Raw genomic sequence first — 23,685 nt, 5'->3', positions numbered from 1 at the left:
TCATGCCCCAGCGGCCGTTGGCGTCCTTGAAGCGCAGGTGGAGCTGGTGGAAGCCGGGCTCCAAGGCGGTCACGTCGGCGGCGAAGGTCTTCGTGACATCATTTCCAGGGGATAGAGGCACATTAATACCCTTCCCAAACCCAGGATCATGGTTGAAAAAGTATTCTAACTTGGTTATTTGCTGTGCGCTGGCGTTGGATAAGCCTAATAGAAAGGAATAGCACAGTAAAACTCCAAGGGTCAAGAGGAATCTATGTAAAAATACTTTCATGATTTACCGGAAAGAGGTGATGATAGACAAACTGGTAATAACACTAAAGCGTGAGGTAAGGCACGTCAATCCTGCTTTCTGGAATTTTGAAGTTTCAGAAAGCAGGATTTATAGGGCAAGAAAAGGTGGTGGGATCCTTAGTTTGTCGATCTAACCTTTACAGTTACATCAATAGGGTCTGTATTGCTACCTACAGATTGTACATTTATGAAATAAATAACGGGTATACCTGGTAGTCCAGAGATTCGGTAAGGCGTGTTTCCCCAAAACATACCCGCATCTACTGGCTTTGCTGATGTGCTTCCATAGCCAGCACCTATAGCAGGTGAGCCCGCTTTTAACCTCCAACGGTCATCCGGCGAGTCGGTGCCATTAAACACGGTGCTCATGTCTATGTTAGACTTATTGCCATCAGCTGTTCCAAACTGGGCGGCGTTCCCCAAATTATTAGAAGCCATGTTTTCTCTTTCTTCAAAAAAGCCTTTCACCATGATGTTGTTGGTGAATGAAGCTCTATGCGAACTCACAGTACCTCGTAAAAAGATATTGTTCTGGAAAACTGCCATGGTAAAAGCATTGATATTTACGCTAAGTTGAGTATTGTCTTCTCCATAGTAACCTGGGCTGGCAATTAGATTGTTTGTAATCAATATGCCGGTATTAGCGTAGCTAGGGCCATGTATTTCGAGTCCGAAATTTTGGGTTATGAATATGTTATTCGCAGTGGAACTGTTTAGGTAAATTCTGCCTGTCCCCCAAATTAATTGTTCTAAGTTGCTATCGCCACTATTGTTGTTAAACTTATTTCGCCTAATGAATATGTCACTTGTGCGAATATCAACGGAATTGCCAAAAAAGTCTAGCCCAATGATTTCTGATCCTTGGGCACCATCACTAAGAACAATTCCTTGTACTAAAGCAGAAGCGGTATTTATATTTGAAATGCTATTTTCTGCTAGGTAATAACCAGGTCCAATAATAATAAGCTTTTTTGAGGAAGATAATGATCCATAATGATTTGGTGAGCCTTCCAGGTAAAGGGTATCTCCAGTAGAGGCAGCATCGTGGGCTTCTTGGAGGGCTTTGAAATCACCTGTGGTAGTACCTGGGTTATTGTTAAGTCGCCATATTTTAGCAACAACCGTATGGGTGGAAAAGAACCCTAATAGTAGACCAGAAAGTAGTAGAAGCTGTTTCATATAGTTTAGCAGGTAAAAGTGTAGAACTTGTATTGCAGAGAGGGATGAATAGCATCCTTTTAGTTGCTGTTTGCAAGGATGCAGTGGGAGCGAAGCACTATTACTCAAATACATACTAGAAAGTATTGGAGTCCAATTTGCAGTATCAGTAGATATCGTGTTTTTTTAAATATCTTCTGATAACAAATTATAATACTTTATTGTGTATCGAATTTTTGGCAAGTGTATTTAAAAATCAAAAGAATTAATCTAGGTGCTATTGTTTATAAGGAGAAAATCAGACTTTTACCTATGTTGTTTGCAAATACTTTTAAATACCAATAAAATAGGTAATGCTGGCTACTCTGCTAAATACTGGAATATATTAGGAAAGTAGTGAAGGTAGTGCCAAGGGGGAGAGAATGGCTGAATTAGGGATGTAAAAGTTTTGCCATATCGTTTATTTTGTTGATTTATACTTTATCGGTTAAGTTCCTTAAAGGTATACCTAGCTTTTACCCAGTAACTAGAATAACTTGATATATTATATAAATATATAAATAAAAAATAGGATTAGTAGATCGTGCTTGTCATACTCATTTTTTTGTGATAAATATCACACTCTGCTTTGAGTTCGTATTCGGGCGAGGGTCTCTCTACGAATCCCTAGGAAAGTGGCTATTTGTTCTACCGAAGCTCTTAAGAATATATCTGGATATTTCTTTAGCAGTACTTCGTACCGTTCTTTAGCTTGTAACTTTCTAATCATCATTCCACGCTCATCACTTTGTATCAAAGCTTTTGCTAATTGTTGTCGCATTAGGTTGTGCAGTTCCGGATATTGCTCATATAGATTCTCAAAATCCAATCGATTAATAGAGAGTACTTGTGAAGTCTCTAAAACATCCATGCTTTCATAGGAGGGTTGTTGAGATAGAAAGCTGTAGTAGGGAATGGCTATTGAGTCTTCTGGAATAAACCGGCTGGTTACTTCTTTGTTGTTAACCTTGTAGTACATTCGGGCCATACCCTGTATTATAAAGTAAGCAGTGGTACTTATTTCTCCTTCCCGGAGCAATATTGTGCCCTTTTTTATAGGGTAAGGTCCTTTGAGTGATTCTTGTAAAGCCTCCTTTAGTCCATCGCTCAGAGGCGCAGTATTCTCCAGAAACCTTAAAAATCCATTTTTCATAAAAGAGAAAAGAAAGGATAGGAGAAAAGAACTGGTTCTATGCTTGACGATTAATCATATTGCCTATGAGATGGCAAGTTATTAGTGGATTTTTTTAAATTAAATACCTATAAATCAGTAGTTTATTTAATATTTAGGCAGGAGGTGTAGGGGGATTAGTGTTATATCTTATTGTTTAAGCAATTTGATCTGCTGTAAAAAATAAGAAGTTGCCAGATCTTATTTGCTAAAGGAGTGAGGACGGGGATGCACATAAATATAATCAGGCAGAAAGCTTGTTACAGCTACAAACAAAAAAGCCGATCTCGGGGAGATCGGCTTTTTTGGAACTAAAACTATGGGATGGCTTACACCGGTTGGTATTAGCTTCTTTTTTCTTTGATACGGGCGGCTTTCCCAGAAAGGCCTCTCAGGTAGAACAGACGGGCTCTTCTTACTTTACCTCTGCGGATTACCTCAATTTTCTCGATGTTTGGAGAAAGAAGCGGGAAAATACGCTCGGTTCCGATTTGGTTAGACACTTTTCTTACAGTGAAAGTCTCGCTAGCGCCAGAGTTTCTGCGTTGCAATACCACGCCTTGGAATTGCTGGATACGCTCTTTGTTACCTTCACGGATCTTCACGTGAATATTCACTGTGTCGCCAGCAGCAAAAGTAGGAATTGAAGCACGCTTCTCTGTGTATTCCTGCTCTACTAATTTAATTAAATCGCTCATGACTATAATATAGTGTCTTTATATCTGCAAAATTCGGAGTGCAAATATAGACTTTATTTTTCTAATTGTAAATCAACAAGTACTAATTTTTTTCATCGCGCAGCAAATCCGGCCTCAGTTGGCGGGTGCGCTGCACGGCCTGCTCAAACCGCCACTCCTCCACTTTGGGGGTGTTGCCAGACAGCAGGATGTCTGGCACGGTATGTCCTTCAAAATCAGCGGGCCTGGAATACACCGGGGGCGCCAGCAGATTGTCCTGGAAAGAGTCTGAGAGCGCGCTGCTCTCATCATTCAACACGCCTGGAATGAGCCGGATGAGGGAGTCTGCCAACACCGCCGCGGCCAGTTCCCCGCCCGAGAGTACATAGTCACCTATGCTGATCTCGTGGGTCACAAACAGATCCCGCACGCGCTGGTCCACACCTTTGTAGTGCCCGCACAGGATGATGATGTTCTTGAGCATAGACAACCGGTTGGCCATGGGCTGGTTCAGCGTCTGGCCGTCTGGGGTCATGTAGATCACCGCATCATAGCTGCGCTCGGCCTGCAGTTCCCTGATGCACTTGGCAATGGGTTCCACCATGAGCACCATGCCAGCGCCTCCGCCAAAGGCATAGTCGTCAATCTGGCCGTGCTTGTTGATGGCGTACTTCCGGAGGTCGTGCAGCTGCACTTCCACCAATCCTTTGTCCTGGGCTCTTTTTAGAATAGAGTGGTCAAAGGGGCCGGTGAGCAGGTGGGGCTGGCAGGTGATGATGTCAAACCGCGTCATCGTCTTCGTTTTCCTCGCCTTCCAACGGCGGTTCTTCCAATTGGCGGTTAGAGGGTTGGGTGTAGACTTCCAGCAGGCCCTCGGGCAGGTTCACGAAAATCTTGCGCTCCTCTTTGCTGGTGCGCAGGATGATCTCGTCCTGGACCGGAATAAGCACCTCGTGGCCCTGATAGTCCATGGCCAGCAGATCCTGGTTGGGCAGGTCAAAGAAGGTCTGCACCGTGCCCAGCTCGCCCAGCTGCTCGTCTACCACCGTGTACCCAATCACCTCGTGGAAGTAGAACTGGTCTTCTTCCAGCTCGGGGAGTTGGTTCAGGGGGAGGTAGAGGGCGGTGCCTTTGAGTTTCTCAGCATCGGCCACGGTCTTCACATCCTCAAACTTGATGATGCTGCGGCCTTTGTCCTGCGGGTTGAGGTCATCAATGAAAAAAGGAACCAGTTTCCCGTTGATTAACAGGAAAACTGATTCCAATTCATCGTACTCTTCCGGAAAGTCCACGTCAAAAAACGCGACTACCTGGCCTTTGGTGCCATGCGCCTTCACGATATACCCCAGTTGGAAGCATGCGTCTAACGTCATGGCTAGTAAAATTAAGCTTGGGCTTCTTCAGTAGCGTCAGCGGCAGGAGCATCGGTGCCTTCGGTGGCATCGCCTTCGGCAGCCGGAGCTTCTTCTTCCGCGGCTACTGGCTCAGGCGTGTTTTTCAAACGGATGGCCTCAGCACGGGCCGCGTTTACTTTCGCCTCAGCTTCCAGAGCAGCTTTTCTCTGAGCAGCTTTGTCGCTTCCTAATTTCTCTACTTTACCGGTGATTTTAGCTTCTTTCGCAGCTTTCCACTCAGCGTAGCGGGCATCTGCCTGCTCTTGCGTCACAGCGCCTTTCAGTACGCCAATCTGCAAGTGTTTTCTGAACATAACGCCGGTGTAAGAAAGCATGGCTTTCACGGTGTCAGTTGGTTGCGCACCTTTCAATACCCAATCCAACGCTTTGTCTTCGTTGAAGTTGATAGTGGCAGGGTTGGTTTGCGGGTTGTACGTACCCAATTTCTCGATGAAACGACCATCACGTGGTGAACGAGCATCTGCAACCACGATGTCATACATCGCAGCTTTTTTGCGGCCTCTGCGGGCCAGTCTGATTTTAACAGCCATAATAAACTTTGTTAAAGCGCCGGATCCCGTCCGGCATTGGGGTGCAAAGGTACTAGAATAATTTTGAAACTTCTAAGGATTTGAGAAAGAGAAGTTTTAGAAACCTGCTTTGGGGCAGTTTTCAGGAAAACGGCCCCAAAGCAGGTTGGCTGTTAGGTGCGCCCGGTAAGAGCATGCTTTAGTGCCTATCATTTACAGATGCCGGTGCCTGAATTGAGTGCGTTCCAGGTAAGTTGTTTTGCGGCCGATTTCCTGAAACCGTGCTTAAAACATCTCATTGACCGGTGGGAGAGCCGACTCCCTGAAAGGGCACCAGACTGTGGGGCCCCCGCCCGAATATGTCTCCCGCCAGGAAGTAGCGCTGTGAGGAAGGTCCAAGGCTGTCCAGTAATGAAGCCCCGTAGTGTTGCCGCACCCAAGCAGGAGAATAGCCTTGCAATTGGAGTAGCGTGGGAAAAATGTGGTCATGGCTATAGCCTTTTCTTGGTTTAGCCGTTGGGGAAAGCCCGGTCAGGTGCCCTGGGTCCCAAATCCACAACGGCACCGCCGCCTCCTGCGGGGAGGTTTCGTGCACCGAGGCATGTGTAAGGCTAATGCCAGCTTGGGACAGGTTTTGGCCGTGGTCTGAGGTATAAACCACCACCGTGCTGTCAGCGGGGGAGATGGAGCCCATCAGGCGCCGCCAGAAGTGGTCTACCGTCCAGCGGAGGGAGTTATGGTAGGTGTTCAGGGTCCGCTCCCGGTCTTTGTAGATACTGCGCGGGGAGAGCACCGGCGTAAAGACCGCCGAATCTGCCGGATACGTACGGGCGTAGGGCCAGTGAGCACCCGCCTTGACCACGTAGACGAATACTTTGCCCGGTGCCTTGGCCAACTGCGCCAGCCGGTCGGCCACCAGCAGGTCTCGTTCATGATAAGGAACCTGGGGATGAGAAACGGCGGGACGTTCCACGTGATGGATGTAGTTCAGGTCCTCGGGGCTCATGAAGTTCTGCAGCACATCGCCCCCTAGCTGGGCATCCAGGTAATACGTGGTGTAACCCGCCTTCTGGGCGAACTGGAAGATGCTGGTGCGGGAAAATGTTTTATAATTGATGTCCGGGAGTTCAGAGGAACGGGTGCCGCTCATCAGGGCAATGTTGGAGCCCGCGCTCTGGTTCGTCAGAGAACTCGCCACCCCAAAGTCCAGTAACTGGCTCCGGACCGAATACAGAAAAGGCGTAGTCTGGAGATGCGGCTGATGCAAAGTGAGCTCCGTGGCAGTAATGCTCTCGTCCACAATCAGAAATAAGTGCCGGGCCCCGGCCCCTACCGGAGAAACCGGAACCGGGGTGCGGACGGGTTGAGGCACCTGGTCTGTGACGGCGGCCAGTACGGTTAAGGGCACGCGGTACAACGCCGGAAAATCATCTACGGTGCCGGTGGTCCTCTTGATCAGCGCAAACGCCGCGATGGCCGCCAACGGTACCAACCAGGCCGTCCAGGGAGCCGCTCGCCAGGCCGTTCTGTTTCGGGCCCAGAAAATCAAAAAGAGCACCAAAACGGCCAAGCCGAAGGCCAGGGCCGCTGATCCGCCGTAATTCTGGAGAGCGGTATCGGCCAGGTACAGGTTGTTCCAGGATAAGACGGCATCGGAGTACATGAAGTTGTAGCCCGTGATGAACCGAAACGTTAAACTGATGAACAGGCAGGGCAGGAGCAGGGCCAGTGCCAGCCGGTAAAGAATTTTGCTGGTGTTAAAAAGCAACAGAAACAGTCCGGTAAAAGAAGCGGCAAGCACCAGCAGGTACAGCAGCAGATGGGCCAGACTGTCCTGGAAGAGAAGATACGTGGTAATGAAATACAGGCGGCCGGGCCGCATTTCCACGGTCACGACGAACAAAGCCAACGCGCAGAAGAGGATGAAAGGAGTGTTCCTGAAAAAGCGTGGCCTCATGTATTTCCTGTAACTTGCTCTCAAATCAGGAACCGAAGGTAATGGAACTCGTTCAATCTGCCAATCTGGAGGGTAAGTCCCCCGGCCGTGTAGAGCAGGTAGATATCTTGCGTGGCTTTGCGCTATTAGGAATTGGCTTGGAGAATCTCTTTGCCATGCACACCACCAATGACTTTTTTGCTGATTACAGTGCACAGTACGGAGGCGGGGTGAATCACTGGTTGCTCCTGGGGCTGATGATTTTGGTGCGGGGTAAATTCTATCCTATTTTTTCTTTTGTATTCGGAATGTCAGCTGCATTGGGATTACCTACCCAAGGTTCTCGGTACTTCTTGCGCCGGTTAGTCGGGCTGTTTTTATTGGGAGCTTTGCAGATTCTTTTTATCTGGGAAGGCGATGTCTTGATGCAGTACGTGCTCATGGGCGTCCTCCTGCTTTTGCTAAGGAACCAAAGCGGTAAGTTCCTGACAGGTCTTGGGGCCTGTCTTTTGTTGTTTAGCTTCTTAGGGAAGAGTTGGGGTATCTCTGATTTGCCTGAAGTCCGGCAAGACCTAGCTGTGTACCAGTCTGGCAGTTTCACAGAAATGATGGTATTCAGAGTGCAGGAGTACCTTCAGGGCGTGTTTACCTGGCGAGCACTCTTTTTCTACTCCCGTATCTTCGCGTTCATGCTATTGGGGTATGCCTTTGTCAAAAGCAGAAGCATCAACGTTTTAATGTCTTTCTCACGGCTCAGAAAGGTTTTCCTGGTTCATGTAGGTCTGGCGGTTGGCATTGCACTGGCAATCCAGTTAGCCAGTTGGCGAGGAGAGAACGGTGATGGGTGGCTGAAAGATAGTAGTCTGGCTATCTATTTTTATGCGGCGGTGATGAGCCTGGCATTCTTACCCGTGCTCTTGTGGAGAGTGCCAAAGGCTTCTTACCTGCTGACTCGCCTTCAATGGCTGGGGAGATTAACCCTTACTCACTACCTGGTTCAGAATCTCCTGTTCAGCCTCCTTTTTTATAAGTACGGTTTGGGTCTGTTCCTGCGGTTAGAACCTTGGCAATGCGTGCTGCTATATGTTGTTGTAATCCTGATCCAACTGTGCCTCTCAATCTGGCTGCTTAGGCATTTCAGGTTAGGGCCGGTTGAGTTCTTTTTGCGGCGGATAGCGGGTGAAAAACAAAAAGGCGTCTCCTGAGCAGGAGACGCCTTTTGTTGTATTTGAGATACCGTTGGTTATGCGGCGGCTTTCTTCAGTTTGATGATCCCCACTTTATCCAAAGTCCAGATTACCGGATAGGTTGGGTCTACTTCCCACCATTTCACCCCGAAGTTCACACGGTTAGGCAGTTTGTGGTGGTTGTTCTGGAACAGCTCGCCCCCGGTCAGGAAATCGAAGAAAAGTGAGTTGCGGGACTTGTCGTTGTTGTCAAAGTTCTGGTAGCCGTATTTGTGGCCGCTCCAGTTCACGATAGCGCCGTGGAGTGGGCCCATCAGGAAGTGCAAAGGTAGCAGCAGGTACATCCACCAGTACTCCGCGAAGTAAATGTAAAAGACAACGTAGAACGTGCCCCAGGCTAGGCGGGAAGCCCAATGGTCGCCAATGCTTTCCACCACGCGCCAAACCGGGTAATTCCCATCAAAGCGCATTTCCGGCTCCACGCGGTTTTTCAGGACATCGTTGTAGATGTTCTTGGTCTTCCACATCATGGTGAAAGCGTTGCTGGAGAAATGCGGGGAGTGCGGGTCACGGGCGGTGTCTGAGAACGCATGGTGCATGCGGTGCAGAATGGCGTACGCCCTGGGTGATAAGAAAGAAGAACCCTGGCTGATGTACGTGAACAGGAAGAAGAACTTTTCCCAAAATTTGTTCATGGTAAACATCTTATGGGCGGCATAGCGGTGCAGGTAAAAGGTCTGCACAAACAGCGACAAGTACCAGTGGGCTACGAAAAAAAGAGCGATGATCATGCTGGGTGAGGCAATTAATTTAGTTAATCCAAATACGGACAGGCTCTACTGAAACAGTCCTGCGGTAAATAAGTTCACAAAGCTACAACGCAAGTTCCAAACGCTGCAAAAGTCATCCCGGTAAATTAAGAAAAGTGACCAGAATCATTTTCAGCCTGATTTCCCTAAAACAAAGCCAAAACGCCCGCATCGGTGAAGAACGACCGCAAGAGGACAATCCCCGCTGCCGTGTGTTTTGGGGCTTGTTTCAGGGAAACGCACTTAAAACGGAAATCCACTTTGGAGTGTTGCGAAACCGAAGCCGGAAAGCGTCTCTGCTTCGTGGGGTGAGATTAAGGCTGGAAAGGTTGCCAGGCGGCAATGCGGGGCAGGGGAGCCTGTACCGTAATCCAGGTTTTCAGGACCGGATGCTCAAAGCCCAGTTCCCGCGCGTGCAGGCAGATGCTTTTGTCAGGCAGCGGCTCGGGTGCTCCGTACCGAAGATCGCCCTGGATGGGGCATTTGAGCGAAGCCAGCTGCACCCTGATCTGGTGCGGCCGACCGGTGACAGGCCTTACCTCCAGCAGGTATTTCCCGGAAGAGGCTTTCAGCAGGGAGTAGCTGAGCTCGGCGCGTTGGCTGCCGGGCTTTTCCGTGGCAAGGGCTTTGGTGGTGTTGCGCTCCGCGTCTTTGATCAGCCAGTGCACCAGGGTGCCGCTCTCGGGTTGGGGGGCGCGCTGGGTGATGGCCCAGTAGATTTTCTGGGTTTTGCGGGTTTTGAACTGCTCGTTCAGGCGGGTGAGGGCTTTGGAGGTCTTGGCCAGCACCACCACCCCGCTCACCGGACGGTCCAGGCGGTGTACCACGCCCATGAACACGTTTCCCGGTTTCTGGTACTTCTGTTTGATATACTCCTTCGCCCGCTCAGACAAAGGAACATCGCCGGTTTCATCGCCCTGCACCAACATCCCGCTGGGTTTGTTCACCACCAGAATGTGGTTGTCTTCAAAAAGTACGTCTAACGCAGCGGGAGCAGGCATTCTGTTTTTGAGCTGTTTTCTTGAAAAGAGGCGAAAAGCGGAAAATTGTTGATTGTTCATTGCGGATGGTTGTATCCTGAAAAACAATCAGCAATCAAACAATCAACAATTAATACGCTTCTTCTTCAGAGGGGAAGTTGAGGGATTTCACGTCCTGAATGTAGTTGCTCACCGCTCCGGTGATGATGTCGTGGAGCTCGGCGTAGCGGCGCAGGAAGCGAGGCTTGAATTCTTTGGTGATGCCCAGCAGGTCATGGATCACCAGCACCTGCCCGTCTACGTGCGGACCCGCGCCAATCCCGATGATGGGAATCTGCAGTTCCTCGGCCACGCGCTTGGCCAGGGCCGAGGGTATTTTCTCCAGCACAATGGCAAAGCAGCCCAGTTCCTGCAGCAGGCGGGCATCAGAGAGAAGTTTCTCGGCCTCGGCCTCTTCCTTGGCGCGCACTGAGTAGGTGCCAAATTTATAAATCGATTGCGGTGTCAGGCCCAGGTGGCCCATCACCGGAACGCCGGCGCTCAAGATGCGGGTGATCGATTCCTTGATTTCCTCGCCGCCTTCCAGCTTCACGCCGTGGGCCCCAGATTCCTTCATGATCCGGATGGCGGAACGCAAGGCTTCAGAGGAGTTCCCCTGATAAGAACCGAAAGGTAAATCCACCACCACAAACGCCCGTTTCACTCCGCGTACCACTGAGGATGCGTGATAGATCATCTGGTCCAGCGTGATGGGCAACGTGGTTTCGTGGCCAGCCATCACGTTGGAGGCGGAGTCGCCCACTAACAACACATCTGTTCCGGCGGCATCCAGCAGGGTGGCCATGGAGAAATCATAGGCCGTGAGCATGGAGATTTTCTCTCCGCGCACTTTCATGCTCTGCAACTGGTGGGTGGTAACAATTTTTACCTCACGTTTCTGAACCGACATAATCAAGTTTTGTATGAACCTGGGCAAAGGTAAGGAGTGCGGAATTAGGAATCAGAAATTATAAACCAGAAAATCCAGGGATTTAACCCGCCGCCCGAGGCAGGCAACCGGTAAAAGCTGCTCCGGGGCAGAAAGGCAGCTCATTACGTTTCAGGGCCAGTTTACGCAAAACAGGCTAAAAGCAGCACGGCCACCCTGCTGAGGATGGCCGTGCTGCTTTTTAGATTAATAGGCTCTGCCGGTGGCGCTGCCGCTGCGCCTGATCTTCAGGTCCTGCAACAGCGCTGACTTCGCGTTGATGTTGATGGAATACCGCTGCAGCGCGCCAAACGGCACCCAGTCAATGGACATCTGCCAGCAGTGCAGGTCCCGCGTGATGCCGATGTTGGTGTAGCTCAGGATGCGGTTTTTCAGGTCATAGCTGGTGGTGTAGTTCACGGCCCATTTCTCGGTGAGGGTCACGGAGCCGTTGATGCCCGCCGAGGTGGCGTTATTCATCAGCTTATCGGTGAGTAGATCTCGGGTGAAGTTGGAGGTCAAGTCCACGGAGAGCGTCCAGGGAATGTTGAACTCCACGTAATCGGCGGCGGTCACCACGGTGCGCTGTAAAGACGGCAGGTTGGTAGGGGCAGCCGCACCGGACTCGGCTTGCTGCTTGCGGGCCTGCTGGTTGAACTCAAAGCCGGTGTTGAAGTTCAGGTTCATGAGCCGGGCCAGCTTGAAACCACCTTCGTTGATCAGGTAGATGTTTCTCCGGGTGCCGTTCACGTACTGGTACGGGTCAAAGCTTCCCGAAAGGGTAACACCCACGTTGTTGAAGAGCTTAGTGGAGAGGTTGACGTTGATGTTGGAGAGCTTGAACGAGTCGGCGGCCATGTTGTAGGAGCCCGAGAAGTTGAAGGCGTCAATCAGACTCACTTTCTTGAACACCCCCGCGCTGTCGGTTTTTACCTTCATCTCCACGTTGTTGCTCACCGAGAAAGAGATCGCGCTGCTCAGCCCCGCGCCGGGTACGTTGCCTTCCAAGCCCTGAAACCTAGAGAGCAACTGCGTATTGCCCAGACTGTCGCGTTGCACCCGCTGGTAGAAGCCGTACTCCGGCCGGCCGAAGTCAGGCCGCCAGCTGTACGAGATGTTGGGCGTGATGGTGTGGCGGATGGCCTCCACTTTCTTGCCTTTGATCTGCGCAATGCCGTAAAGGTTGGTGGTAAGCGAGAGGCTTCCCTGGTACTGGTAGGTGCGTTGCAGGCCTTTGAGCGTATCTACGGCCAGCATGTTGGTGCCGGGAACGTTGCTGTACGTGTATTTCTTGGTGAACCAGCTCTCGCTGTAGCTTACGCCCGGTGTTAACTTAAAGTGTTTGAACAGGCTGACCGTACCCAGGGTGATGGGAATGTCATGGTTAATGCTGGTGCGGGCGTTCCGGAAAATGGTAGACAGGTTGGAGCCGTTGATGGCCAGCAAGGTGTCACGGGCCTGTCTGGTGGAGAAAGGAAACCCTAAACCGGTCCCCGCCGAGATGTTGTTGGTCACGTACTGCCGCGCCGTCAGGTTATAGCCAATCCGGATGCCTTCAATCCAGCGCCCGGTCAACGTGCCGCCAAACCACTCAATGGGGCTCTGGGAAGCCACGCCAAAGCTGAAGTCGGGCAGGGTGAAGCTCATCTGCTGCGCCGGTACCACCTCTCCTTCTTCGTTGAGCTGGGTTCTGCTGGTCTGGCTCTGAGAGATGGTGATCCCGTAGGTGATGGGCGAGTTGGGACTGCTCTTGCGGTAAGAGACCGTGGAGTTAAAGTTAGGCGACAGCGCGTTCTGCGCGTTGGTGGAGTTTCGCTGGTTGTAGAACTGGCTACCGGCGTTCACGCTGGCCGAGAATTGTCCCTGACCCGGGCGGGTAACCGGCTGATGGCTCCAACTCACCCAAATATCGCGGGAGCCGGTGCCGTAGTTCACAATCTGGTCTGTAGTGGCGCCTCGGGTAGTGTTTTCAGGGGCTTTGATAAAGGTATGGCTCACCGAGAAATTCCCACTGAACTTGTAGCGCTTGGTGTAGTTAGACTGTACCCGAAGGCCGTAGCCGCCCAGCGAGTAAATATCGCCGGTGATGCGCATGTCCATGTAGTCGTTCATGGCCCAGTAGAAACCACCCTCGCGCAGGTAGAACCCCTGCATGTTGGACTCCCCAAAGGTAGGGATGATGACCCCGGAGCCTCGTTTACGTGGCGACGGGAAAAACCCGAACGGCAACCCGATAGGAGTGGGCACATCGGCGAACACTAGGTGAAAAGGACCCGCCACCACGCGGTCATTGGGAATCACCTTCATCTTGGTGGCCTTGATGTAGAAGTGCGGGTGCTCCAGGTCACAGGTTGTGTAGCGGGCGTGCCGTCCGTAGATGCTTCCCAGGGAGTCACGTTTGATGGTCTCGGCGTGGATGTACCCTTCGCCCTGCGTGGTCACGGCCCCCATGACGCGGCCCTTTTTGGTTTTGTAGTTGTAGGCCATCCGCTCGGCCTGGTACGTTTCGGCGCCGTTTTTGAACAAAGGCTTCTGTTGGAGCACCCCGGCTGTGTCCAGCACACCCTCGGCGTTGATGATGTTGGTTTTCCAGTTAATCTGGATGTAGGCGGCGTCCAGGGCAATCTCGCCGTAGTCTATGTGGGCATCGCCGTAGAGGTGCATGATCTGGCTCACGGCATCGTACCGGATGGAATCTTTGGCCTTATAATTGATTGTGGTCTCAATATCGCCCCGCTTTTGGGCGTTGGAGGTATCAGCGGAGGTGACCACCAGCGAGTCAGGCTTGGGCGTTGCAGCAGGACGGTTACGGTCGCGGCGAATCTGCGCGCTTCCCTCCGTAGCGGTAAAAAAGGCAATCACTGAAAAAGCGGCGATTGCCAAAAACAGGAGGGATCTCTTCTGATTCAAGTAAATTTTTAGTTATTTTGTTAACTAGGACAAAGTTATTAACAATAGCTTTTAACTAACGCATCTCGTGAAAAATATTGTCTCGCTTACCGTTTTTGCTTTTTTACTGTTTAGTTCTTTCACCACGTTTGAGCGGAAGGAGGTAAAAATACGAACGGTGGTCATTGATGCCGGCCACGGCGGAAAAGACACGGGCTGTAACGGGGCCTCGGCCAGGGAGAAAGAGGTGGCCCTGAAAGTAGCCCTCAAGCTGGGGGAACTCATGGAGGAGAACATCCCCGACGTGAAAGTCATCTACACCCGCAAAGACGACCGGTTTGTGGAGCTGATTGACCGGGCGGGCATCGCGAACAAGAACCACGCTGACCTGTTTATCTCCATCCACTGCAACTCGGGCCCCAGTGCCGCCTTCGGTACCGAGACCTACACCATGGGACTGCACAAATCCAGCAGTAACCTGGCCGTGGCCACCCGCGAGAACTCGGTAATCTTACAGGAAGAGAATTACGAGAAGAACTACAACGGCTTCAACCCCAAGTCGCCGCAGAGCCACATCCTTTTCAGTTTGTACCAAAGCGCGTACCTGGAAAACAGCCTCCGGTTCGCCCAGAAAGTAGAGAAAGAGTTCAAGACGAAAGTAGGCCGCTCCAGCCGGGGCGTGAAGCAGGCGGGCTTTCTAGTGCTCTGGAAATCAGCCATGCCCAGCACGTTAATTGAGATCGGCTTCCTCACCAATCCGCAGGAAGAGAAGTTTCTCAACGATAAAACCAACCAAACGTATATGGCATCAGGTATCTACCGCGCTTTCAAAGAGTACAAGCAAGAGCTTGAGGCCATGAACTAATTAATCTACCCCTGTGAAATTTTCCAAAGAACTCAAAGTAGCGTTGCTGGGCATTGTGTCATTGGCAGCACTCTACGTGGGCTTTCTATTCTTGAAAGGAAGTAACATCCTTTCCTCTACCCGTACCTATTATGTCACCTATGACACCGTAGAAGGGTTGGCAGTATCTAATCCCGTGCTCATCAACGGGTTCAGGATTGGTTTGGTGAAAGAGATGGTGCTGGACCAGAAAAACGGCAACAAGATTCTGGTGACCCTGGACATTGAGAAAGACATTGACGTAGGAGACTCTACCGTAGCCATGCTGGTGAGCTCAGACTTACTGGGCAGCAAAGCCGTAGAACTGTACATGGGCCGTAACCGGGTGCGCTACAAAGGCGGCGAACACCTGATCCCGTTTGTGAAGCGCAGCATCACCGACATGCTTTCCCAACGCGCCATGCCGGTGCTGGGCACTGTTGACTCTACCTTGCAGCGCCTGAACGGCTTCCTGGACAAAGACGCGAAGCAGAGCATCCAGTCTATTCTGCTCAACGCGCAGGCCACCTCTGAAACCTTGCGGGCAGTTGCCCTGGCTAATCAGGGGAACATTAACGCGATCACCAGCAACCTGGCCCAGTTGACCTCAGCTCTGCGCGGCACCGAGGCCAAGTTCAGCCGGGTAGCCAACAACCTCGCCACCATCACAGACACCATAGACGTCAACTCTATGAACAGTGCCATTAGGGGACTGGACAGCACCATCGCGCAGGCGCAGATGACCATGAACAAGATAAACGAGGCGAACGGTAGCCTGGGCAAACTCATGAACGACGATTCGCTGTACCGTAACCTGAACGGTTCCTCTGAGAGCCTGAACGCCCTCCTCATGGACCTGAAAGCCAATCCTAAGCGGTACGTGCATTTCTCCCTGTTGCAGATTGGCGGCGGCACCAAGGTCAACAAAGCCTCTAATGTGAAAGAAGCCAATAAAGTGAAAAACGCTGACACCGTACAGAGCACGGGAACCGTAGACGCGAAGAAATAAACCAGAAGAAAAAACGTAAAAAGCGTTTTGGGGCCGTTTTATAGAAAGCGGGCTCAAAACGCTTTTTTATTTCCTACCGTAGAGGAAATAGGAAAACCTAACAGGTGTTAGCTTTTCCTGGATTTTACTATATTTGTCTACCCCGCATCGGGAAGGACCTCAAACCACCGCTTTCGCAGATTTATGGATATCGAATTCAATAAGAACGAAGACAGCCTCAAACAGCTTTGCTTCCAACTCAAGAGCAGACACCAGAAAGTAGCCTTGGGCGGCGGCGAGAAAGCCATTGCCAAGCAGCACGAGAAAGGCAAACTCACCGCCCGCGAACGCATTAAATACCTGCTGGACGAAGATTCTGAGTTCCTGGAGATTGCTGCGTTTGCCGGCGAGGGCATGTACCAGGAGTACGGCGGCTGTCCGGGCGGCGGCGTGGTGGCCGGCATAGGTTACGTGAAAGGCCGCCAGTGCATGGTGGTGGCCAACGATGCCACCGTGAAAGCGGGTGCCTGGTTCCCTATCACGGCCAAGAAAAACCTGCGGGCGCAGGAGATTGCCCTGGAGAACCGCCTGCCGGTCATTTACCTGGTAGACAGCGCCGGCGTTTTCCTGCCCATGCAGGACGAGATCTTCCCCGACAAAGAGCACTTCGGCCGGATGTTCCGCAACAATGCCATCATGAGCAGTGAGGGCATTGTGCAGATCTCGGCCATCATGGGTTCCTGCGTGGCGGGCGGCGCGTACCTGCCCATCATGAGCGACGAGGCCATGATTGTGGAAGGCACCGGCTCCATCTTTCTGGCGGGTTCTTATCTGGTGAAAGCCGCCATCGGCGAAACCATTGACAACGAAACCCTGGGCGGCGCCTCCACCCACTCTGAGATCTCCGGCGTCACCGACTATAAATTCGAGACTGACCAGGAGTGTCTGGACCACATCCGGAACATTTTCGATAAAATGGGCGATAATCCCAAGGCCGGTTTCAGCCGCACCACTTCGGCGGAGCCGAAACTGGACCCGAAGGAAATCTACGGACTGCTGCCGCAGGACCGCGTTAAGCCCTATGACATGATGGACATCATCCATCGGCTGGTGGACAACTCGGAGTTTGAACCTTATAAAGACCTGTACGGGCAGAGTCTCATCTGCGGCCTGGCGCGCATTGACGGCTGGGCGGTGGGCATTGTGGCCAACCAGCGCAAAATTGTGAAAAGCAAGAAAGGCGAGATGCAGATGGGTGGCGTGATCTACTCAGACTCCGCTGACAAGGCGGCCCGCTTTATCATGAACTGCAACCAGAAGAAAATTCCGCTGGTGTTCTTGCAGGACGTGAGCGGGTTTATGGTGGGCAGTAAGGCCGAGCACGGCGGCATCATCAAAGACGGGGCCAAACTGGTGAACGCCATGAGCAACTCCGTGGTGCCTAAGTTCACCATTCTCATTGGCAACAGCTATGGGGCGGGCAATTACGCCATGTGCGGCAAAGCCTATGACCCGCGCCTGATCTACGCCTGGCCCACGGCGCAACTGGCGGTGATGAGCGGTGCCTCGGCGGCCAAAACGCTGTTGCAGATTCAGGTCGCGTCCCTGAAAGCCAAAGGAGAGGAGATTACCCCCGAGGCCGAGAAAGAACTCCTGGACAAGATCACCGCCCGCTACAATGAGCAGCTCAGCCCGTACTACGCGGCCGCCCGCCTGTGGGTAGACGGCATCATTGATCCGCTGGAGACCCGCAAAGTCATTTCCATGGGCATTGAGGCGGCCAACCACGCACCCATCACCAAGCCGTTCAACGTAGGCGTGATCCAAACGTGATGGGAAGTAAGAAGTAGGAAGTAGAGAATTAATACGATGATATCTTCTTGTGCTCCCGTCAGATACTTGCCGGAGGATAAACGGGATGGCTTTGTTCATGCGGTGATCCAAAAGCAGCGGTTTCGCCCTGCGGCTCGTGGTTCCCGGCGAGTCTGGAGACTCGCATCATCCTAAGTCACGAGACTTCAGTCTCGCGCCAGCTTCTTCTATTTCCAACTCCTTACTATTACCAACTTCTTCTATTAAGCAGACTCAGAACTCACGACTCAAGACTCAGAACTCATTTCAGACCTCGTAGCGTGCGTGGCTCCTATGAGTGTCTTCCACGTTTATGGCCTGTTTTCAGCGAAATAGCCTCAAAACCCACCTATCAGGCCTCATCTTTCCCGCGAAAGGTGAGGCTTCCTGCGTAAGTTCAGAAAAAGGAAAGTGCATGGGTATCTGTGATGGAGACGAACGTGAATCTGTTTTAGGGCTGGTTTCTGGAAAACTGCCCGGAAACGCTTTTGCCTTAAATCCCGTTCTCAGAAGAGGGAATTTTGAAAACCGCCGAGCATCGGTTCTAAACGCATTCGGCAGTTTCCGTTCTAAATTCCTAATTTTAAATTCTTAACTGATCTACCTTGACGAACAAAGAAATAAAAGCGCTGATCTCGCTGCTGGACGATGAAGATCCCGATGTGGTGGCGCACGTGCACCAACGGATTGTGGAGCTAGGCGATACCATCACCCCGTTTCTGGAGGAAGCCTGGGAGGAGAGCCTGGACCCTGAGCACCAGAAAAAGCTGGAGGAATTGATCCATGATCTGCAGTACAGCTCCCTTACGCAACGCCTGAAACAGTGGAAAGAAGAAGGCGCCACCGATCTGGTGCGCGGCATGTGGCTGGTGAGCACCTACCAGTACCCAGACCTCACGCTGGAGCAAATCATGCAGCCCCTGGCCGAGCTCTATTACGAAGCCTGGGTGAACGTGCGCCCCGAGATGCACCCCTATGACCAGGTGAAGGCCCTCAACCACGTGCTCTTCAAGCTGCACCATTTCTCCGCCAACACCAAGAACTTCCACGCGCCCAACAACTCCATGATCAACCAGGTGCTGGAAAGCAAACGCGGTAATCCGCTCACCTTGTGTGTGATTTACATGACGCTGGCGCAGAAATTAGGGCTGCCGGTATACGGCGTGAACCTGCCCAACCTGTTCATCCTCACGTTCAAGAGCGAGGTTATTCCGCAGTTTTACATCAACGTGTACAACCGCGGCCTCATCCTCTCCAAAAGCGACATAGACAACTACCTGTTGCAGCTGAACCTGAGCCCGGTAGACATTTTCTATGAACCCTGCGCGCCCATTGACATCGTGCGCCGCGCCCTACGGAACCTGTCCTTGTCCTATGAAAAGCTCAACGACCCCGAGAAAGCCACCGAGATTGAGAAACTCATTGACGTGTTAGGCGATGAAAAACAAGCCCACGCCAACTCCTCTGAGGAAGACCTGGAGGACGACGAGGACGAAGATTACGATGAGGAAGACGACGACGAAGGAAACCTGTAGCGTTTCCGGCCTGTTTTCCCAAAACTAGCCGGAAAGCGGCCATTTATGATATGTGAAACCACTCCCCCGGGAGTGGTTTTTTTGTTTCTGGCGATAGGGTTGTTCAGGTAAGCCGAAGGAAAGTGCGCAGACCTTTACTTTTGGCTTTCACCGGCAAGCGGAAAGGCCTCTGCGTCTGGATTGTTGGCCCCTGGGAACACCAACAATGGCGGCTGGGCTGTCCATTTTGCTGTCCAAGGGAAAAGGGCTTCTTGGAGCTGCCTCCGTTTCAGGGCCATTTTTTGAAAACAGGGTTAAAACAAATTTCCTTCGCTGCCTGATATCGTTTACTTTAGAGTTTCACGCGCAGTTTTATGATACAGAAGAGTACCCGCCTAGACAATGTTTTTTACGAGATACGAGGTCCCATTTTCGAGAAAGCCATGGACCTGGAGAAACAGGGGTACCGGGTTACCAGGTTGAACATCGGCAACCCGGCCCCGTTTGGGTTTGAGGCGCCCGATGAGATTGTGCATGACGTGATGGTGAACCTGCGCAACGGCCAGGGCTACACCGATTCCAAAGGCCTGTTTGCCGCCCGCAAAGCCATCATGCACTACAGCCAGAGCAAAGGCCTGCCCAGCGTACACGAAGAGGACATCATCATAGGCAACGGCGTGAGCGAACTGATCATGCTCAGCATGCAGGCCCTGCTTAACAACGACGATGAAATCCTGATTCCCACCCCGGATTACCCGCTGTGGACCGCCGCCGTGACGCTCTCCGGCGGAAAAGCCGTGCATTACCTCTGCGACGAAGCCTCTGACTGGTACCCAGACCTAGCCGACATGGAACGTAAAATCACGTCCCGCACCAAGGGCCTGGTCATCATCAACCCCAACAACCCCACGGGGGCCGTCTATCCGCCCGAGGTGCTGCAGCAGATTGTCCGGCTAGCTGAGCGGCACAAGCTCATTGTGTTCTCAGACGAGATCTACGACAAGATTTTGTACGACGAAGCCGTGCACCACTCCACCGCTGCTTTCACCGAGGATGTGCTGTGCCTCACGTTCAGTGGCCTTTCCAAGAACTACCTGGCCGCCGGTTTCCGGGCCGGCTGGATGGTGGCTTCGGGCAACAAAGCCATTGCCTCGTCTTACCTGGAGGGCCTGAATGCCTTGGCCAGCATGCGTCTGTGCAGCAATGTGCCCTCACAATTCGCCATCCAGACTGCCTTAGGCGGATATCAGAACATCAAAGACCTGGTGCTGCCCTCGGGGCGATTGTACAAACAGCGCGAGGTGTGTTATGAGAGACTGACCTCCATCCCGGGCATTACCTGCGTGAAGCCTTCGGGGGCGTTTTACATGTTCCCCAAGATCGACACCAAGAAATTCAACATCCAGTCAGACGAGAAACTGGTCCTGGACCTGCTCATTGACCAGCACGTGTTGCTGGTGCAGGGCAGCGGCTTCAACTGGGCCCAGCCAGATCACTTTAGAGTGGTGTACCTGCCCATGGTGGAAGAGCTGGCGATCACCCTTGATAAGCTGGCCGAGTTTCTGAAAACGTATGACGGGGCCGCGGTATTAGGATAAGCTTAGGTAGGCGGGTAAGCTGTTTTGGGCCTTATTTTCGGTTTTTGGACTAAAAAAAGCCTCGTAAGGCAGACTCTTTTTCAGATTATCCAAATTCAGGTGGCCTTTGGTTGGTTTTCTGGGTAAAAGCCTGTAAATTATCTTATTGTGTAGGTAAGATAAGTACTGGATGGGAAACACGTTTACTAGAAATATTCTCAGGAAACTTCTTGGTGGTTTATGGCTCTTGTCAGCGGCTTCTCCGACCCTGGGACAGACGGCTAGTGCCACATTCGGCCTTAAACTGGCTCCCTCGCTGCAGAACCCGATCTGGCCCGGGAAGGCTTCTACGGTGCGCGTGCAGGTGAACGACGAAGTAGCTTTCCTAAATTGGCTCAGAAGTGAACTGCCGGAAGCGCGCCTACAAGAAAGTGCCAGCCCTGGGAAAATTTTTCTCCTGACCAATCTTCCAACTTCCAAACTCCGGCTTCTGGCGCAATGCCCAGCCGTCACGTTCATTGACGTGCCAGACAGAGTTGCCCGCGAAGAAGCGTATCTGCAGAATGCAGACTTTACGGTCAACGCCGTGGAGGCGGTGCACGTGCGTTATCCGCAGTTGCACGGGAAAAACCTGGTGGTGTCTGTGAAGGAGAACCCGTTTGATGCCTCCGATATTGATTTCAAAGGGCGCATAGTCCCGACCTCGGCTTCGGCTGGAGGGGCAACTCCCCACGCCACCAACATGGCGACCCTGGTAGCCGGCGGCGGAAACTCTGCGGCGGGCGGGCGGGGAGTGGCATGGCAGAGCCAGCTCATCACCTCAGATTTCGCGCGCCTGCTCCCTGATGAAACGTCTTTTCTGCGGGCACAGAAGGTCTCGGTGCAGAACCATTCTTACGGGGTGGGCGTGGAGAACTACTACGGACTGGAAAGTCAGGCCTATGACGCGCAGGTGCTGGAGTACCCGGAGCTGCTGCATGTGTTCTCCTCGGGCAACTCCGGAATCCAGACACCCGCTACCGGTCCTTACGCTGGCGTAGCCCGCTTCGCAAACCTGACCGGGCAGTTCAAAACCTCTAAAAATACCTTGAGCGTGGGAGCGGTGGATACCTCTGGCCAGGTAAGTCCCCTCAGTTCCCGGGGTCCTACGTTTGACGGCCGAATCAAACCCGAGGTGGTGGCGTTTGGCGAATCCGGCTCTTCCGAGGCCTCGGCGGTGGTTTCCGGGATCGCGTTGCTTCTGCAGCAGGTGTACCAGGAACAGCATAATGGCGCATTGCCTTCCTCAGCCTTAGTAAAAGCCGCGCTCATCAACAGCGCCGACGACAAAGGGCAACCGGGACTAGATTATGCGGCCGGGTTCGGGAACGTAGATGCGCTGGGGGCTGTGCAGGCTTTCCAGGAAAGAAGGTATTTCAGCGGGCGCGTGGGGCAAGGAGAAAAGCAGCAATTTTCCATCACTGTACCGCCCGGCGCGGCAAACCTCAAAGTCACCTTGGTCTGGCATGATGCCGCCGCCCAACCTACTGCTGTCCAAGCCTTGGTCAGCGACCTGGATCTGACGCTGCAGGAAGCGACAACCGGACGCGAGTGGCTGCCCTGGGGACTAAGCTCCTATCCGCATAAAGATTCGCTGGCGCTTGCCGCCCGCCGCAAAGTAGACCGCCTGAACAACGTAGAGCAGGTGACCCTAGCTTCTCCCGCCGCGGGCAATTACCAGATACAGGTAGCGGGGTACCACGTTTCTCCCGAGGGCCAGTCGTTCAGTATTGTATATGAGATGGAGGCGCCGTTCACCTGGACGTATCCTTCGGCCGGAAGCACCCTGAAGAGTGGTCAGAAAAACAGACTCCGCTGGCAAACGCGCCTTACTTCTCCGGAGACGGCTCACCTGGAATTCCGGTGGGCCGGGCAGACCTGGCAGACCATCCTAGAAAATGTACCTCTGCAGGAAGGCAAAGCAGATTGGTTGGCCCCTTACTCAGCGGGCGTGGCGCAACTAAGATGGAAAACAAGTGCCGGCGAGGTCATGACATCTGAGGAATTCATCCTCAGTCCGGAGGTTCCTTTGCAGGTGGGCTATAACTGCGACGACGAAGTGCTGCTGTTCTGGCCCAAGGCGAAGGATATAACCGCCTATCAGGTTTTTGCCTTGGGTGAAAAGTTTCTGGAGCCAATTGCCACCGTCTCTGATACCTTGCTTTTCTTAGACAAGCAGCAGCAAACCGCCCTGCATTATGCCGTGGCACCAGTAGTAGCCGGACAGACGGGCCTGAAAAGCTTCACCCTGAACTATGTAGACCAGGGCGTGGGCTGTTACGTCAAGCAGTTTCTGGCGCGCCAGCTGGTCACCGACTCGGTTCTGCTGGACGTGGAGCTAAGTACGCTCTATGGCATCTCTTCGGTGGTGCTGGAGAAACGGGACAACGGCACCTTCCAACCGGTGCAGGCACCTTTGTCTTTGTTTCGGCCTGTTTTCACTATAACAGACCCGAAACCCACGCCCGGCCGGAATGAATATAGACTGAAGCTTTTAACCGATAAAGGAGCCGTTTTTTACAGTGACCTAGAAGCGGTTTTTTACACACCTCCTGCGTTCATTCAGGTATTTCCTAATCCCGTGGTAGCGGGTAATGATCTGCAGCTTGTTTCGTCTGAAGATAAATTGGTGCAGATTCAACTCTATGATTACGCCGGGCGAATTGTGAAAGAGCTTTGGCAGGATGGTGCTATAAAAGTGCTTAAAACAGATGGTCTTAAAGCGGGTGTTTATCTGGTGAAATTGCTGGGTGATTCTGAGTATAAAGTGTGCAGAGTAGTGGTGTTGTAAACAGAAATAAAATT

The 23,685-nt window shown here is 52.2% G+C and carries 18 protein-coding genes; 7 read left to right on the top strand and 11 right to left on the bottom strand.

The window, feature by feature from the left end:
- Nucleotides 1–408 precede the first annotated feature (408 nt).
- From H7U12_RS11970 to H7U12_RS11940, 7 genes are all read right to left on the bottom strand, one after another.
- The gene (locus H7U12_RS11970; RefSeq protein ID WP_186638064.1) at nt 409–1,470 is read right to left on the bottom strand and encodes a hypothetical protein; all 1,062 of its coding nucleotides are present in this window, start codon (nt 1,468–1,470) and stop codon (nt 409–411) included.
- 595 nt (nt 1,471–2,065) lie between these two features.
- On the bottom strand, nt 2,066–2,641 hold the full coding sequence (locus H7U12_RS11965) for a Crp/Fnr family transcriptional regulator (RefSeq protein ID WP_186638062.1): 576 nt from the start codon (nt 2,639–2,641) through the stop codon (nt 2,066–2,068).
- Nucleotides 2,642–3,003: 362 nt separating this feature from the next.
- Entirely contained in the window at nt 3,004–3,357 is a 354-nt protein-coding gene (gene rplS, locus H7U12_RS11960; RefSeq protein ID WP_123127567.1) for a 50S ribosomal protein L19, read from the bottom strand.
- Nucleotides 3,358–3,439: 82 nt separating this feature from the next.
- Entirely contained in the window at nt 3,440–4,129 is a 690-nt protein-coding gene (gene trmD / locus H7U12_RS11955; RefSeq protein ID WP_186638060.1) for a tRNA (guanosine(37)-N1)-methyltransferase TrmD, read from the bottom strand.
- Complete coding sequence (gene rimM / locus H7U12_RS11950; RefSeq protein ID WP_186638058.1) at nt 4,116–4,709, bottom strand: ribosome maturation factor RimM; 594 nt, start codon at nt 4,707–4,709, stop codon at nt 4,116–4,118. The genes trmD and rimM overlap by 14 nt, the downstream gene beginning before the upstream one ends.
- 11 nt (nt 4,710–4,720) lie before the next feature.
- On the bottom strand, nt 4,721–5,281 hold the full coding sequence (locus H7U12_RS11945) for a 30S ribosomal protein S16 (RefSeq protein WP_186638056.1): 561 nt from the start codon (nt 5,279–5,281) through the stop codon (nt 4,721–4,723).
- Between the two features lie 274 nt (nt 5,282–5,555).
- Nucleotides 5,556–7,217, bottom strand: coding sequence for a sulfatase-like hydrolase/transferase (locus tag H7U12_RS11940; protein WP_186638054.1), 1,662 nt, complete (start codon nt 7,215–7,217; stop codon nt 5,556–5,558).
- A 41-nt stretch (nt 7,218–7,258) separates the two neighbouring features.
- Here H7U12_RS11940 and H7U12_RS11935 point away from each other — a divergent pair, with 41 nt between their 5' ends.
- Nucleotides 7,259–8,401, top strand: coding sequence for a DUF418 domain-containing protein (locus tag H7U12_RS11935; protein WP_186638045.1), 1,143 nt, complete (start codon nt 7,259–7,261; stop codon nt 8,399–8,401).
- Between the two features lie 38 nt (nt 8,402–8,439).
- On the opposite strand, the gene H7U12_RS11930 is transcribed toward H7U12_RS11935, so the two are convergent.
- The 4 genes from H7U12_RS11930 to H7U12_RS11915 form a co-directional block, all read right to left on the bottom strand.
- A complete protein-coding gene (locus H7U12_RS11930) occupies nt 8,440–9,174 on the bottom strand; it encodes an acyl-CoA desaturase (RefSeq protein ID WP_186638044.1) in 735 nt (244 codons plus the stop codon).
- A 332-nt stretch (nt 9,175–9,506) separates the two neighbouring features.
- Nucleotides 9,507–10,193 carry an RluA family pseudouridine synthase gene (locus H7U12_RS11925; protein ID WP_186638043.1) on the bottom strand — a complete coding sequence of 229 codons (687 nt, stop codon included), beginning with the start codon at nt 10,191–10,193 and terminating at the stop codon, nt 9,507–9,509.
- A gap of 109 nt (nt 10,194–10,302) precedes the next feature.
- Nucleotides 10,303–11,121: a 3-methyl-2-oxobutanoate hydroxymethyltransferase gene (gene panB / locus H7U12_RS11920; protein WP_186638041.1), complete on the bottom strand. Its 819-nt coding sequence runs from the start codon at nt 11,119–11,121 to the stop codon at nt 10,303–10,305.
- Between the two features lie 225 nt (nt 11,122–11,346).
- Nucleotides 11,347–14,049 carry a putative LPS assembly protein LptD gene (locus H7U12_RS11915; protein ID WP_186638039.1) on the bottom strand — a complete coding sequence of 901 codons (2,703 nt, stop codon included), beginning with the start codon at nt 14,047–14,049 and terminating at the stop codon, nt 11,347–11,349.
- 67 nt (nt 14,050–14,116) lie between these two features.
- Here H7U12_RS11915 and H7U12_RS11910 point away from each other — a divergent pair, with 67 nt between their 5' ends.
- The 6 genes from H7U12_RS11910 (at nt 14,117) to H7U12_RS11885 (ending at nt 23,671) form a co-directional block, all read left to right on the top strand.
- On the top strand, nt 14,117–14,893 hold the full coding sequence (locus H7U12_RS11910; protein WP_186638037.1) for an N-acetylmuramoyl-L-alanine amidase family protein: 777 nt from the start codon (nt 14,117–14,119) through the stop codon (nt 14,891–14,893).
- 13 nt (nt 14,894–14,906) lie between these two features.
- Nucleotides 14,907–15,920: an MlaD family protein gene (locus tag H7U12_RS11905; protein WP_186638035.1), complete on the top strand. Its 1,014-nt coding sequence runs from the start codon at nt 14,907–14,909 to the stop codon at nt 15,918–15,920.
- A gap of 183 nt (nt 15,921–16,103) precedes the next feature.
- On the top strand, nt 16,104–17,732 hold the full coding sequence (locus H7U12_RS11900) for an acyl-CoA carboxylase subunit beta (RefSeq protein ID WP_186638032.1): 1,629 nt from the start codon (nt 16,104–16,106) through the stop codon (nt 17,730–17,732).
- 623 nt (nt 17,733–18,355) lie between these two features.
- Nucleotides 18,356–19,285 (top strand): transglutaminase-like domain-containing protein, encoded by a 930-nt coding sequence (locus H7U12_RS11895; RefSeq protein WP_186638029.1) that lies wholly within the window; start codon nt 18,356–18,358, stop codon nt 19,283–19,285.
- Nucleotides 19,286–19,638: 353 nt separating this feature from the next.
- The gene (locus H7U12_RS11890) at nt 19,639–20,862 is read left to right on the top strand and encodes a pyridoxal phosphate-dependent aminotransferase (RefSeq protein WP_186638026.1); all 1,224 of its coding nucleotides are present in this window, start codon (nt 19,639–19,641) and stop codon (nt 20,860–20,862) included.
- 226 nt (nt 20,863–21,088) lie between these two features.
- Nucleotides 21,089–23,671 (top strand): S8 family serine peptidase, encoded by a 2,583-nt coding sequence (locus H7U12_RS11885; protein WP_186638023.1) that lies wholly within the window; start codon nt 21,089–21,091, stop codon nt 23,669–23,671.
- Nucleotides 23,672–23,685: the final 14 nt, after the last annotated feature.

This window comes from Rufibacter sediminis (assembly GCF_014269285.1).
Classification (GTDB): domain Bacteria; phylum Bacteroidota; class Bacteroidia; order Cytophagales; family Hymenobacteraceae; genus Nibribacter; species Nibribacter sediminis.
Note: the sequence above shows the minus strand (reverse complement) of the source record. Positions and strands in the feature narration are given on the sequence as shown.